This is a genomic window from Nibricoccus aquaticus, from assembly GCF_002310495.1.
Taxonomy (GTDB): Bacteria; Verrucomicrobiota; Verrucomicrobiia; order Opitutales; family Opitutaceae; genus Nibricoccus; species Nibricoccus aquaticus.
The window spans coordinates 1,437,610-1,452,211 of sequence record NZ_CP023344.1; the positions used below are offsets into that span (position 1 = coordinate 1,437,610).

At 61.4% G+C, this 14,602-nt stretch carries 10 protein-coding genes and 1 tRNA gene; 4 read left to right on the plus strand and 7 right to left on the minus strand.

The window, feature by feature from the left end:
* Positions 1 to 105: 105 nt before the first annotated feature.
* The 5 genes from CMV30_RS06030 to CMV30_RS06050 all read right to left on the minus strand — a co-directional run bounded on the left by CMV30_RS06030 (position 106) and on the right by CMV30_RS06050 (position 3,803).
* Positions 106 to 1,257 carry a glycoside hydrolase family 88/105 protein gene (locus CMV30_RS06030; protein WP_096057642.1) on the minus strand — a complete coding sequence of 384 codons (1,152 nt, stop codon included), beginning with the start codon at positions 1,255 to 1,257 and terminating at the stop codon, positions 106 to 108.
* A gap of 105 nt (positions 1,258 to 1,362) precedes the next feature.
* Complete coding sequence (locus CMV30_RS06035; RefSeq protein WP_096055180.1) at positions 1,363 to 1,770, minus strand: DUF983 domain-containing protein; 408 nt, start codon at positions 1,768 to 1,770, stop codon at positions 1,363 to 1,365.
* Between the two features lie 221 nt (positions 1,771 to 1,991).
* Positions 1,992 to 2,585 carry a translation elongation factor Ts gene (locus tag CMV30_RS06040; RefSeq protein WP_096055181.1) on the minus strand — a complete coding sequence of 198 codons (594 nt, stop codon included), beginning with the start codon at positions 2,583 to 2,585 and terminating at the stop codon, positions 1,992 to 1,994.
* A gap of 27 nt (positions 2,586 to 2,612) precedes the next feature.
* Positions 2,613 to 3,509 carry a 30S ribosomal protein S2 gene (gene rpsB, locus CMV30_RS06045; RefSeq protein ID WP_096055182.1) on the minus strand — a complete coding sequence of 299 codons (897 nt, stop codon included), beginning with the start codon at positions 3,507 to 3,509 and terminating at the stop codon, positions 2,613 to 2,615.
* A 217-nt stretch (positions 3,510 to 3,726) separates the two neighbouring features.
* A tRNA-Met gene (locus CMV30_RS06050) sits at positions 3,727 to 3,803 on the minus strand.
* A gap of 262 nt (positions 3,804 to 4,065) precedes the next feature.
* On the opposite strand from CMV30_RS06050, the gene CMV30_RS06055 reads away from it, so the two are divergent.
* The 4 genes from CMV30_RS06055 (at position 4,066) to CMV30_RS06070 (ending at position 11,983) form a co-directional block, all read left to right on the plus strand.
* Positions 4,066 to 5,169, plus strand: coding sequence for a glycoside hydrolase family 88/105 protein (locus CMV30_RS06055; RefSeq protein WP_096055183.1), 1,104 nt, complete (start codon positions 4,066 to 4,068; stop codon positions 5,167 to 5,169).
* Between the two features lie 61 nt (positions 5,170 to 5,230).
* Positions 5,231 to 8,965, plus strand: a complete 3,735-nt coding sequence (locus CMV30_RS06060) for an alginate lyase family protein (RefSeq protein WP_096055184.1) — start codon at positions 5,231 to 5,233, stop codon at positions 8,963 to 8,965.
* A 133-nt stretch (positions 8,966 to 9,098) separates the two neighbouring features.
* Positions 9,099 to 11,357 carry a histidine kinase gene (locus CMV30_RS06065; protein WP_175414748.1) on the plus strand — a complete coding sequence of 753 codons (2,259 nt, stop codon included), beginning with the start codon at positions 9,099 to 9,101 and terminating at the stop codon, positions 11,355 to 11,357.
* Positions 11,354 to 11,983 (plus strand): response regulator, encoded by a 630-nt coding sequence (locus CMV30_RS06070; RefSeq protein ID WP_096055186.1) that lies wholly within the window; start codon positions 11,354 to 11,356, stop codon positions 11,981 to 11,983. Before CMV30_RS06065 ends, CMV30_RS06070 begins: the two co-directional genes overlap by 4 nt.
* A 95-nt stretch (positions 11,984 to 12,078) precedes the next feature.
* On the opposite strand, the gene CMV30_RS06075 is transcribed toward CMV30_RS06070, so the two are convergent.
* Together CMV30_RS06075 and CMV30_RS06080 are read right to left on the minus strand one after the other, a co-directional pair.
* On the minus strand, positions 12,079 to 13,500 hold the full coding sequence (locus CMV30_RS06075) for a glycoside hydrolase family 30 protein (RefSeq protein ID WP_096055187.1): 1,422 nt from the start codon (positions 13,498 to 13,500) through the stop codon (positions 12,079 to 12,081).
* Between the two features lie 17 nt (positions 13,501 to 13,517).
* Entirely contained in the window at positions 13,518 to 14,585 is a 1,068-nt protein-coding gene (locus CMV30_RS06080) for a DUF1501 domain-containing protein (protein ID WP_096055188.1), read from the minus strand.
* Positions 14,586 to 14,602: the final 17 nt, after the last annotated feature.

A 14,602-nucleotide genomic window follows, 5' to 3' on the forward strand; every position in this document is an offset into this window, starting at 1 on the left:
CCGTTGTAGGCGGGGTGCCCTCACCCCGCATCCGCCCAACGTGAAAAACAAAAAGGCCGCACGATCACTCGTGCGGCCTTTTTAATTTTTGAAAGAAAACGCCCCTTACTTGGCGGCCTCAGTCTTCTCGCCGACCAGACGATAGACCTCGATGCCACCGAGCAGAAAGCAACCGAGCCCATAGTCTTCAAAATCAGGCTGCTTGTCGTACGTCACCGGCTGGCCGTCCTTCGGCTCCTTACCCGTGCTCTGGAGATAGCCGAGGAATCCATTCGCATGCACCGCGTCCGCGACCATGGCGTTCCACGCTTTGAAAATCACCGGCTCATACACATCGCGCGGAAGGATTCCCTGACGAACGCCCCACGCCATGCCGTAAACAAAGAGCGCCGTACCAGAAGTCTCCTTGCCGCCGAAGTTGGTCGGATCGTGCAGGCTCACATTCCAAAAACCGTCCTCCCGCTGCACCTTGCGGATCGCCTCGCACATGGTGACGAGCATGTCCGTGTACTCCTTGCGATGCGGCGAATCCTTGGGCAGCAGCTCAAGCGTACGCACCATGGCGCCGACCACCCAGCCATTACCGCGCGACCAGTAACTGTCCTCGCCATTCGGCTCGGTGTACGGCGGATCGAAATCCTTGTCGCGCCACCACAGTCCGTCGGCCGGATTGAAGAGACCTTTTTCGCCGTGCTTGTTTTTCGAGTACAGGTACATCGCGTGCATCTTCTCGACGTACTTCGGGTCACCCGTCATCGCGCCAAGCTTGGCGAAGACCGGCATGCCCATCTGGAGCGCATCGATCCACCACCACGCCGCATCGTCATCTTCGGCGATCACGCGGTCGATCGAGGCCTTGATGTCGCGAAGACGCTCGGGCTTCGGGTCCATCTCGTAGAGCGCGAGATAAGTCTGCCCGGCGCAGTGATTGTCGGCGTCAGTCGTTTTGACGCCACGATTGAGCCCCCACTTGTGCGCCTCGCCCCAGCTCACCGCGTAGTCGATGTAGCGTTTGTCGGCGTCGATTTTGTGAAGCTCCATCAACCCTTCGTAGTAAACGGCGCGCGTCCAGATGTTGGACGGCCGGGCCCGATTGGTGACGATGACTTTGCCCGTGTCGGGCCACTTCGCCATGAAGTAGTCGTTGGTCGAGCGCAGCGTTTTCAAGATCTGCGCCTGCTCGGGTACGGCCGGGTTCGCGGCATACGCGACGCACGACGATGCGAGGACAAAAGTCAGTTGGGTGAGAAGTCGCATAAGAATCAGGGGTAACGTGAATGAGACCGAAAAGATTCCGGCGGAAATCCAATCGAGCCAGCACTGCATCCGCTTGCCAGTCAGAATGCGAAACCGCTTCGAGGCCTAGATATTTTCGTCCTCACCTGCTGGCGTCTCCCCTTTGTTCGCAGGCAGATGTTGCGGCAGGAAGAGGTAGTAATTCATCAGCCACCAGCTGCGCGACGAACGATAAAAGAGAATGGGAAATCCCACCGCACCCACGATGGCCAGGATCGCCGCGACCTTGCCGGAAAACGCGCCGCCCAGGTACAGCAGCAGGACCGGCAGGAGAAATCCGAGGATCGTCACGCCGTAGTTCAGCGACATGGAGCCGAGAAAAAAACCTTCATCGCGCTCGATGCGCAAACCGCAGCGCGTGCAGGCCTTGTTCGTCTCGAACAACGATCCTTCTTTGAAAAGCGTGCGGCCGCCGCAGTTCGGGCAGCAGTTGGTGAGGCCTCGGGCTGCAATTTTTCCACGGGTCACGTTCATCGCCACCCACGCTGCACCAGTCGCAGTCGTGACTGAACTCTTATCTAAGCACACAGGACGAAAGTCTCCGGTGAACTGCACGGCATTAGCATGCATCCCATCTTCGCCCTGGAGGGCGGCGCTTCGTCGCCGCCGCACAATTCATGAACACAAAAAAGGCGCTCTGCTTTTAAGCAGAGCGCCTCGAAAAATCTGCGTCAGTCAAACGACTGGCGGCCAGCTTAGTTGCCCAACTGGTAACGGGTGAAGCGGCGGATCGTGATATTCTCACGGATCTTCGCGATCGCTTCGCCGAGGATGTCTTTCACCGTCTTCTCAGGCACCTTCACGAAAGGCTGATCGATGAGGCACACGGTCGAGTAATACTTCTCGAGTTTGCCTTCGACGATCTTCTGAACTGCGGCGGGCGGCTTGCCTGCAAGCGAAGCGGTGGCGATTTCGCGCTCCTTGGCGAGATCGGCCTCGGGAACTTGATCGCGCGAAACGTAGAGCGGATTCGCGGCGGCGATCTGCAAGCAGAGGTCCTTCAGGAAGGCCTTGAAGTCATCGTTGCGGGCGACGAAGTCCGTCTCGCAATTCACTTCAAGCAACACGCCGACTTTGCCGCCGACGTGTATGTAGCTCTCGATAAGACCTTCTTTGGTCGCACGACCGGCGAGCTTGTCGACTTTGCCGCCCGACTTCTTGCGAAGGATCGTGATGGCTTCTTCGATGTTGCCGTTAGCTTCCGTGAGCGCCTTTTGGCAATCAAGGAGGCCAGCGCCGGTTTTTTCGCGGAGATCTTTAACCGCCGAGGCGGATGCAACTGTGCTCATGGGATGAGTCGGAATTAAGGAAGTGAATTAGTTCTTAGGAGCAGCGACCTTCTTACGAACGGCCGGCTTCTTCACGACGACGGGAGCATCGACTTCGCCTTCAACAGCGGCGATGGCACCAGCGGGAATCTCGACCTTGCTCAGGTCGATTTCGCCAGCCTCGTTGGTCGCACCGGAAGCGGCAGCGACAGCAGCGGTGGCGGCGCGGAGATCAGCCTGGCCACGGGAAGTGCGGCGGCTTTCGCGCTGACCGAGACCGCTCTGCACAGCAGCGACGATCGTCTCGACGATGATACGGATAGATTTGACGGCGTCGTCGTTGCCCGGGATCGGGTGCGAGAGCTTGGTCGGGTCGGAATTCGTATCGACGAGACCGATGACCGGAATGTTGAGACGGGCGCCTTCGGCGACGGCGATCTCTTCATGAGAAGCGTCGATCACGAAGATGGCATTCGGGAGCTCATTGAGCTCCATGATGCCGGAGAAATTCTTGTTCATGCGGACCATCTCGCGCTTGATGGAGGCGGCTTCCTTCGAGGAGAACTTCTGGAGTTCGCCGGAAGTTTCCATCTGCTGGTACTTCTTAAACTTGGCGATGGACTTCTTGACGGTCGCGAAATTGGTGAGCGTGCCGCCGAGCCAGCGATCAACGCAGAAAGGCATATTGGAGGAAGTAGCGGCCTCGCGGACGATTTCCTGCGCCTGGCGCTTGGTGCCGACGAAGAGCACATTGCCGCCGTTGCCGACGGTTTCTTCGATAAAGGTGGTGGCCTTGGTCAGCGCCTCGTGCGTCTTGCCGAGGTCGATGATGGTGATGCCTTGGCGATGATCGAAAACGAAGGGTTTCGAGCGAGGATTCCAGCGTTTGGTCTGGTGACCGAAATGTACGCCGGCATCGAGGAGGTCTTTAGGAGTTACGTTCATGGGATCTATGTATCTGCGAAACACAGGCCGGCCGATGGGCCGCCTTGCGATCGTGAGTTGATTATTGGTTGATGGTTCTAACGGACAGAGCGGTCGAAGACAGAGAGCGCCCCGGGCACTGGCAAGCGCGAATTTGGCGGTTCGCCCACCCTCAACCACGCCAGCGCAGTCTTGCCTGAAACAAAAAGCCCTCCCGAGCAGTGGGAGGGCTATAAATTGGGTGCAGGGGTTGGATTTGAACCAACGACCTTCAGGTTATGAGCCTGACGAGCTACCAGGCTGCTCCACCCTGCAACAAATGGGAGGCGGACCGTGCTTAGCCACTCCGCCACTGTCAACGGGTTTTTCCAGAAACCTAGGCGCGCACCTCCATCGTCAGCTTTTAACAAGGCTTTGCTAAGAATGACGCATCAAGCCCCACCTCCCCAAAACAGCAACCTCGGCCCCCTCGAAAGAGGGATGAGTCCTTTCGGTAATGAGGGTAGAGTAGCATCAATCCCCGCCACCCCACTCTGCGCGTGTCGTCACGCCCTCAGCCCCCGCGTTCTCCGATGATATGAACTCTGCCCGTATCTTCTCTCACTTCCGCAACCACTCCCGTTCCTTTCTCACAGCTGCATTCATCGCGGCATTCGGGACAGTTCAACTCATCGCGCAAACGGCGCAGCCCGACACCGCCACAGTCATGCGCCGGGTTTTCGACTGGCAAGTCGCCCACCCGTGGAGCACTCAGCACCCGGTCGATCACCGCTGGGGCACGCGTGGCTGGGTGCACGGAGCGTTTCTCACCGGAGTGATGGAGGCATTCCGCGCCACCAACGATCCCGCCTACCTCGATTTCTCCCGCGTGACTTCAGAGAAAAACAGCTGGCAACCCGGCTCCCGTCCTCGTCACGCCGATGACCACATCGTCAGCCAGACCTACCTCGAATTAAACGCACTCGCCCCCTCCGCCCCCCAGATCGCGCCCACCCGCGCCGTCATCGACAAACTGATCGCGGAAAAACCCGCCGGTCGTGAACTCTGGCACTGGTGCGACGCACTCTACATGGCGCCGCCGACCTTCGCCAAACTCACCCAGGCCACCGGCGATCCGCGCTATCTCGACGAAATGGACCGGCTGTATTGGGATGTCTATGACGCGCTCTACGATCCGGCCGAAAAACTTTTCTACCGCGACAAAAATTTCCTGAAACCCAGGGAAGGAAAGAAAATCTTCTGGAGCCGCGGCAACGGCTGGGTGCTGGCCGGACTCGCCCGCCTCCTCGACGCTATGCCCTCAGATCACATTTCGCGTCCCCGCTACGTCGCTCTTTTCCGCGACATGTCCGCACGCCTGCTCGCATTGCAGCCCACCGATGGACTCTGGCGCGCCGATCTCCTTCATCCCGCCGGGCCACATGGCGAGGTGAGCGGCAGCGCCTTCTTCTGCTACGCCTTCGCGTGGGGCATCAACCAGGGAATCCTCCCCGCCGCCGAGTACCGCCCCGCCGTCGATCGCACGTGGTCCGCGCTTCTCGCCTGCGTCGATGCCGACGGCAAACTCGGCTGGGTCCAGCCCATCGGCTACGCGCCCGGCGCCTACGATGCCACCACCTCGCAGGAATACGGCGCAGGCGCCTTTCTCGCCGCCGGATCGCAAATGCTGAAACTGCCCTGACGCCCCCTCCCGCACGCAGGCCGCACGCTCCACTCGTCGTTTCCCACCCTTCTGTTTGTCCATGTTTCCCGCCCCCCGCTTCCCCGGAAGCTCCGCGCTCGTCGGCGTGCTGCTAGGCCTGGTCTTCCTCGCCGCGTCATCCGCTTTCGCCGCCGCTTCACTCCCCGCCGGCAAACGCCCCGGCAACTGGCAAAACGCGCGCACGCTGACCGATGGCTGGCAATACGTCCGCGGCGATCTCGGCGGAGTGTGGGAAACGCTGCGCAGCGACGACCGCGCGCTCGAACTGCCCGTTTGGAAAAACGTTTCCGTCCCCCACTCGTTCAACGCACGCGACGCCGTCGATCCCGATACGCCCTACTATCAAGGCCCCGGCTGGTATCGCACGCAGCTCGTGATCGACAACCCGCACGCCGGCGGCTGCACCCTGCTGCACTTCGAAGGCTCTGGGCAAAAAACCGAGGTCTGGATCGGCGATCAAAAAGTCGGCGCCCACCTCGGCGGCTACGACGAGTTCACCCTCGACATCACCGACGCCGTCGCCGCTTACCGAAAATCCAGCCTGCTCAAACTTCCCGACACCGAGTATCGTGTACCCGCCGGACGGGTACCGCTCGCCATCCGCTGCGACAATTCCCGCGACCTCGAAGCCATCCCGTCGAGTCTTAGCGATTTCAACATCGACGGCGGCCTCCACCGCCCGGTCCACCTCGTCTACCTGCCTGACGGCGGCCTCACCCGCGTTCACGCAACACCTCAGCGTCAACCCGACGGCACGTGGCAGGTCTCCGTCAGTGCGCGTTTCTCAACCAAACCACCCGCCGCGCCCGGCTCAGCTTCCCACGATGTCTCAATCCGCGTAGTCGCTCCCCAGGGAGGTACGGTGGCCTCCTTCAACGGCCAGGTTGTCCTCTCCGCAGAGCTCCAAAAACTCGCCGACCTCGCCATCCCCGAGCCTCAGCTCTGGTCGCCCAAAACGCCCGCGCTCTACGGCGTCGAAGTCATCGTACGCGGCCCGCGCGGCACCAACACCGTGTGGGAACGCTTTGGCCTGCGCACCTTCGAATTCGTCGAGCACGGTCCCTTCAAACTCAACGGCGAACGCCTCCTGCTTCGCGGCACACATCGCCACGAAGATCACACCGGCACCGCTTCCGCCATGACCGGCGATCTCATGGAAAAAGAGATGCGCCTCATGAAATCGATGGGCGTGAACTTCATCCGCCTCGGCCATTATCAGCAGTCGCGCCGCATCCTCGAACTCTGTGACGAACTCGGCCTGCTCGTCTGGGAGGAGATCCCGTGGTGCCGCGGCGGCCTCGGCGGCGAACGCTACCGCGAACAAGCTCGCGCGATGCTGCGTGCAATGATCGACCAGCACCGCAATCACCCGTCCGTCATCCTCTGGGGCCTCGGCAACGAGAATGACTGGCCTGGAGATTTCGCGGAGTTCGACAAAGAAAAAATCCGCACGTTCATGCGCGAACTCCACGAACTCTCGCACGCGCTCGACCCTTCGCGTCTCACTGCGATCCGTCGCTGCGATTTTTGCAAAGACATCGTCGATGTTTACTCACCCTCGATCTGGGCCGGCTGGTACCGCGGCCAGTTTTCCGAGTACCGCAGCGTCTCCGAAAAAGAGATGAAACGCGTCCCCCGTTTCCTCCACGTCGAGTGGGGCGGCGACAGCCACGCCGGCCGCCACGCCGAAGATCCCTACGCCCTGCTGCGCGACGTGAAAACCGCCGGCGCCGCCGACGAACGCGGTCTCGATTTCATCAATGTCGGCGGCAACGCCCGCGTCTCCAAAGACGGCGACTGGTCTGAAACCTACATCTGTGACCTCGTGGACTGGCACCTGAAAGAGCAGGAAAACATGCCGTGGCTCACCGGCACCGCCATGTGGCCTTTCAAAGATTTCGCCACGCCGCTCCGTCCCGAAAACCCCGTCCCGTTCGTGAATCAAAAAGGCGCCGTCGAGCGCGATCTCACGCCCAAAGAAGCCTTCTACGTCTATCAATCCTACTGGAGCGACGAGCCCATGCTGCGCATCTACGGCCATTCGTGGCCCGTCCGCTGGGGCAAGCCGGACGAGAAGCGTTGGGTAAACGTTTACTCCAACTGCGAGGAGGTGGAGCTATGGCTCAACGGCGTTTCCCAGGGCGTGCGCAAACGCGACAGCCAGAATTTCCCCGCCGCCGGCCTGCGTTGGCAGCTCCCGTTCGAGGACGGCATGAACACACTGCGCGCGGTCGGTCGCTCTCAAGGAAACACCCTGAACGACGAAATCGTTTTCCGCTACGAAACCCGCCCATGGGGCGAGAAACATCATCTGCGCCTGCAACAACTCCCCGCGCCCGCAGGCCGCGTGCGCGTTCAAGTCGAGCTGCTCGACCAGTCTGGTATCGTTTGTCTGGATTCACGCGACTTTGTCCGCTTCGGCCACACCGGCGACGGACGCCTCCTCGACAATCTCGGCACCGCCGGCGGCTCGCGAAAAGTCCAGCTCGCCAACGGCCGCGCGCAGATCGACATCGCACTGCCCGAATCCGGCCAAGCCCTCCTCAGCGCACATGTCGAAGGTGTTCCCACCGCACTCCTCAACATAAGCCGTCCCGACGCAGTCTCCCTCGCATCGGCCGACACACTGAAAAAGCAAAACGCTGCGGAGATCGTCGCGGCACTCGTCACGAGTGAACGCAACCGGGTCCTCCAACTCGCCGCCAAAGTCATGGAAGCGAAACCCGTTTCCCTGCGCTCCGCCGCGCTTCCTTCGTCCGTCGCCTCCTTCGGCATCCAGCCCGGCGACTACCTCTCGATGGGCGACTACTGGTGGCCCAACCCCAAAACGCCCGACGGTCTCCCGTATGTCCGCCGTGACGGGGAAAGTAACCCCGGTAACTTCGACGCGCACCGCCTGATCCTGCGCGACATGCGCGACGCCGTCGCCACGCTCGCCTCCGCCTACGTCATTACCGGCGACGCCAGGTATGCGCAACGCGCTGCCGAGTGGCTCCGGGTTTTCTTCGTCGATCCCGCGACTCGCATGAACCCGCATCTGCGTTTCGCCCAAGCCATCCCCGGCGTCACGCCGGGTCGCGGCATCGGGATTATCGATACGCTTCACCTCGTCGAAGTCCCCCTGGCCGCCGACGCCATTGCCAACGCACCCGGCATCTCCTCTGACACTATCTCCGGCGTCCGCACATGGTTCGCCGGTTACCTCCGCTGGATGCAGTCATCGACGAACGGCCAGGAAGAAGCCGCCGCGAAAAACAACCACAGCATCGCGTACTATCTCCAGGTCGCCGTCTTCGCCCGCTTCGTCGGCGACGACGCAACACTCGAAACCACACGCCGCATTTTTCGCGACACGCTGCTGCCCGCTCAGCTCGCGCCCGACGGCAGTTTCCCGCGCGAGCTCGCCCGCACCAAGCCCTACGGCTACTCGATCTTCCAACTCGATAACGTCGCGCTGCTCACCGACGTGCTCTCGACCTCAGAGGAAAATCTCTGGACGTTCACGCTCCCCGACGGCCGCAGCGTGCGGCAGGCCGTCGCGTTCCTTTTTCCCTATCTCGCCAATCGCTCCACGTGGCCTTACGCGCGGGATATCGCACACTTCGACGCCTGGCCCGTGCGTCAGCCCGCACTGCTCCTGGCCGCCTATCGTCTGGGAAAGCCTGAGTACCTCGATCTCTGGCAGCGCCTCGATGCCGATCCGGAGAATCTTGAAGTGCGCCGCAACATGGCCGTCACCCAGCCGCTCCTGTGGCTGCGCCCGACGGCGCAGTGACGCTCGGCGCTTCACCATGGCGGGAGTTTATTTCATTCGTGCAGGCCGTTCATTCCCAAAGACGAACCGGTCGGCCCGTACGAAGAAAAGAACTCTTGGAATCCCCTTTCGCCACGCGTTCTCTGGACGCGCTGTGATACCCCTCCCCTTCGATCGCTCACTCACGGGCGCAGTCGTTGCTTCGCTGCTCAGCCTGCTGGTCTCGCCATCTGCCTTCGCCGCAGAACTCGCGGAAACCACTGTATCCACGCTGACCACCGCCGCTGAAGTCCGCTCACTTTCTGTCGAAGCCGCGAGCGCCCACCACCCCGTCACGATTCGCGGCGTGGTCACGGCTGCGGAGCCCGATTGGGGCGGAAAATATGTCGTGCAGGACAACACGGCCGGACTCTTCGTCCAACACGTCGGGCGGCAACCCGCCATCGGCGATGTGATCGAAGTAAAGGGCACCACCGGCCCCGGCTGGTTCGTGCCCGTCATCCAATCGACCGAGTGGAAAAAACTCGGGACTTCTCCGCTCCCGCCCGCGAAACAAGTTTCCATCGAGCGCCTGATGGCCGGCGTCGAAGCGAGCCAGCGCATCGAGATCACCGGACTGGTTCGCTCCGTCACCTACGTCCCGTCGCAAAAGACCATGGTTGAAGTTTCGCTCGGCGGTTACCGCGTGCGCGTGTTCCCGAAACTCCACGGCAACCTCAACCCTCGCTCGCTCATCGCCGCCAAAGTCCGCGTGCGCGGCACTGCCGCGACATCGTTCAATGCCGCCCGCCGCCAGCTCACAGCCGTCAATCTCATGGTGCCCACGGCAGACGACTTCGTCGTGTTAGAGCCAGAGCTGCATTCTCCCTGGGAACAGCCCGCCGTTCCGCTCGCCGACGTTTCACGGTTCCGCCCAAACGCCACACTCGGCGACCGCGTTCACGTCAAAGGCACGCTCACCTTTCAACGTCCCGGCCTCGACCTCTTCATCCAGGATCAGTCCGGCGGCCTTCACGTCGAGACGGTCAGCACCGGCACGCTCCCGCTCGGCCGCAAAATCGAGGCCGTCGGCTTCCTCGAGTTCGTCAACTACCAGCCTGTGCTCAAAGACGCCGTCTTCAACGAACTCCCCGAGCCGCCCGAAACGATTCACGGCGAGCGCGTCTCGGTCGCCGAGCTGCGCGAGGGCTTGCATGGCGCGGAACTCATCGTGCTTCGCGGCACGTTGATGGCTCGCAGCGTCCGCCCCGTGCTGCGGGAAAACTCCGGCTTCGTCGGCACGCGCACCGTTTGCACGCTGCGAGGGGAAGATGACCAGTCGATCATCGTCGAGTACGAGGAGCCGCGCGAAAACCCCAGCCATCAAGCCATCCCGATCGGCAGCGAAATCGAGGTCACCGGCGTCGCGTATTACGAAACCAGTGACACCGGAAAACCGAAAAGCATCAACCTGCTGCTCCCCACACCCGATCACTTGCGCGTGCTGAAAACGCCCAGCTGGTTCACCGCTGAGCGCCTGTTCATCGGCTTCGCCGCCGTCTGCGTCCTCCTCGCTGGCTCCGCCGTCTGGCTCCTCACTGTCGCGAAGAAAAACGCCATGCTCGGCATCCTGGTTTCCGAGCGCGAAAAAGCGCAGAAGGAACTCCAGGAAGCGCACGACCAGCTCGAGGTGCGCGTCAAAGAACGCACCGAGCAGCTGAAACTCGAAATGACCGTGCGCAAATCCGCCGAGGTCGAGTTTCGCGCCGTCCTCACCGAACGTACCCGTCTCGCCCGCGAGCTGCACGATACGCTCGAACAGGCGCTCACCGGCATCGCGCTTCAACTCGACACCGCCTCCAAGCTTTTCCAACGCAACCCCGCCGACGCCAGTCAGCCGCTGGAACTCGCGCGCGGTTTTCTCCACCAAAGTCAGATCGAGCTGCGCCGCTCCATCTGGGATCTGCGCTCGCGCGAACTGGAGCAGTTCGACCTTTCCGAAGCACTCGCCATCGCCAGCCGCCAGATCTCCGGCGGCACCGGCATTGCGATCGAACTCGATACCACCGGGCAGCGCCGCCGCCTCCCCGAGATCGTCGAAGAAAACCTTCTGCGCATCGCCCAGGAGGCGATGACCAATGTCGTCAAACACGCCGGAGCCTCTCGCGTGATGGTTCGGCTGATCTATGCCGAAAAATCCGTGTCGGTGGAAATTAAAGACAACGGCGGCGGCTTGAACGCGGAAAAAATGGCCACGCAAGGCGACCGCCATTTCGGCCTTCTCGGCATGAGCGAACGCGCCAAACGCCTCAACGGCCGCCTCGATGTCAGCGGCACGCCCGGCGAGGGCACGAGCGTCCGCGTCATCATCCCGCTCGATGAACTCGCGACACCCACCGTCGCTCCGGTGTCCGCCCGCGTCGAAATCGTATGAGCGATCAATCCAGCATCAAAATCCTGGTCGTGGACGATCACTTCATCGTCCGCATCGGGCTGGTCGCGCTCATCAACACCGAACCCGGCTTGAAGGTCATCGGCGAGGCCGACGACGGTGTCCAGGCGGTCACCCTTTTCGAAAAATTAAAACCCGATCTCGTGCTGATGGATTCACGCATGCCCGGAAAATCCGGCCATGAAGCCACGCAAGACATCCGCCGTCTCGCCGCGAGCGCGCGCGTACTCATACTCTCCGCGTTCGACGGCGACGAGGACATCCATTCCGCGCTCGAAGCGGGCGCTCACGGTTACGTTTTGAAAAGCGCAACCGGCCAGGAGTTGATCCCCGCTATCCAGGCCGTCGCCTCTGGAAAACGCTGGATTCCCCGCGATGTCGCCAGCCGCCTCAAATCGCGAAACGCGTACGAACAACTCACCGCGCGCGAGATTGATGTGCTCAAAGAACTCGCCCGCGGCCTCGCGAACAAGGAGATCGCCGACAAACTCGGCATCAGCGAGTACACCGCGAAAGATCACCTGAAAAATATCCTCGCGAAATTGCGCGTCGCAGACCGCACACAAGCCGTTACCTCGGCGCTGCAACGCGGAATCATCCGGCTCTAACCGGTAAAAGGGCGCGGACAAAGCCGTCCGCGCCCGTTGTCCCTAACCCAACCTGTACGCCAACACCCGGGCCAAGCAGGAGGGGAAAACGATGATCACCGCACCACCAGCGTGAGAATCGAGTGTGCCGGGCTGCTCACCGGGACCGACTGCTGGCCGATAGTGAGAGCAAACGCCTGCGCCTCGCCCGAGCTGTTCATGACCACGACGGCCACCGAGCCATCCGCGTTCTTGAAAGCCGTCGTCAGCAACCGGTCCACCGTCGAGGAGCTGATCACGCGTTTGGCCCCAGGACGGATGAACTTCGAAAAGTGCCCGATGTAGTAGTAAGAATTCATATACATCAGCTCGCCGGTCTGGGTGTCGGCGTGGACCGGCGCATAGCAAAAATTCTTCACGTGATTCGGTCCGCCCGTTTCGTCGAGGAGGACATTCCAATCCGTCCAGCCATCGGCGCCGTTGTTGAAATCCTTGATCATCGAACGGCCGTAGAGTTCGCCCCAGTTCCAATCGCTCAGCTTCGTGCGGTCGTAGGGAAAATTGCAGCCCTCGGTGAAGAGCAGGTGCGTTTGCGGGTACGTCTCTTTCACCAACCGCACGTTGTCGAAGGCATCATCGCTGTACCAATGGAAGCCCACGCCCCAGATATATTTCGCCGCCTCCGGATCGTTCAAAGCGGCCTGCGCGCGCTGAAAAATCCACGTGCGGTTATGATCCCAGATGACGATCTTCTTATCCGCCATCCCGCTCTTCGCGAGCACCGGTCCGAGATGATCGCGCACAAAATCCTTCTCCTCTTCCGCCGTGTACACGCACGATTCCCAACGCTGCACCGCCATCGGCTCGTTCTGTACCGTGAGTCCCCAGATCGGGATCCCCGCTTTTTCGTACGCTTGAATGAAAGCGACGTAGTAACGCGCCCATGCGTCGCGCATTTCGGGTTTCAGCTTTCCGCCGCGCAGCATGTGGTTGTTATCCTTCATCCACGCCGGAGGACTCCACGGGCTCGCATACATCGCGAAAGGCCCCTTCACCGCCGCCAGCGCGTCTTTGATGAACGGGATGCGGTGCTTCTCGTCCGGAGCGATGGAGAATGTCTTCAAAGCCGTGTCGCCCTCCGCCACATAGGTGTAACTCGCACTGGAGAAATCGCAGCTGTTGATATGAGTGCGTCCAAGCGAGTAGCCGATGCCGTGCTCAGAATCGTAATACGCCCGAATCAATTCGCGACGTTTCTCCACGGGCAGCTTGAAATACGTCTCAGCCGACGCGTCGGTCAGCGCGCCACCGATTCCGAGCAGCGTCTGAAACGTCTTCGCCGGATCGACGAAGATGCGCTGCTCTTTCTCGGTGAGCACACCGCGCCCGCCGAGCGAAAGCGTGGCAACTTTGCTCAAGCGTTCGCCTGAGTCCTTGGCGGTGAGATACACGTCCACGCTTTTCTGCGCATGCGCCGTCGTGGCGAGGAGGCAGGCGGTCAGCAAAAAAGCAGGGGAAGATGAAATCGGGGAAATCATAAGTGGTGAAATGAAGTTCAGGTCTGAGCAAAAACGCGGAGCAGCTCCACGCGCCCGGGATCGCGCGCAAAAACCGCCTGCACCGGCACGCCCAGCCAGTCCGTGACGATGGGCCGGAGGATTTGTTTGAAATCGTGCGATGCGGAATTGCCCCCCGGCGTGAACCCTCCACGTACGTTTTTCCCTACAAGAAAGACCGGCGAACCGCCGCCATGGTCGGTGCCGCCCTGGGCGTTCTCGGTTGCACTGCGCCCGAATTCGCTAAAGGCCATCGTCAGCACGCGATCAGCGATACTGCGTTGCTCGATGCGTTGCTGAAACAACTGCAGCGCGCGGGACAACGCGTGCAGCCGCGCGCTCTGCGTTTCGAGCTGGCGCGCATGCGTGTCGAAACCGGGCACCGCCACGAAATAGATCTCGGTGTCCGCGCTCGCACCCGCGCGTTCTCCAATCTCCGCGAGGGCATCGAGCGGCGCGCTTCCGGCCGCATTGAGTGAACCGCAAATATCCCCGCCCGCAGCCGCCACGTTTGCACGAGCGGTCCGATCTTCCTCGCGCACGAAAATCCGCGGCCGCGCAGGCGACGCATAGAGACCGCGCACCGCACGGCCCTGCGCTTGCAGGTGCGAAAAGCATCGCCCCACCCAGCCCGAATACAGCACCTCGTCCGCGGCACTCGCCGTGTGCCAGATCTCGGACGCGCGATAGTGGCTGTCGCTCGGCTGCGGGTAACTCGCGTCGGGCACGACCGCCATTTTGCCGTCTTTGAAAAGCGCCTCAAACGGCTTGCCCGCGCGGTTCAACGCCCACGTATCGTCGATCCGGATCAAATCCTCCCGCCCCAATGCAAGCGTCGGTCGCGCGCGGTAATAGCGATCGTCTTGAAACGGTACGCACGTGTTCAGCCCATCGTGCCCACCTTGCAGGTGGATAATCACGAGCACGCGCGGATCTGGTGAAGACGGCGCACGTGATGAGGCAAACACTCGCGGGAAAATCGGCTGAAACGCGAGCGCGGCCAGACCGACGCCGGCGCTGCGGACAAACTGGCGGCGTGAAAACTCCGAATATCGAGCGGTGTTCATGTGTGGGGGTGACTCGG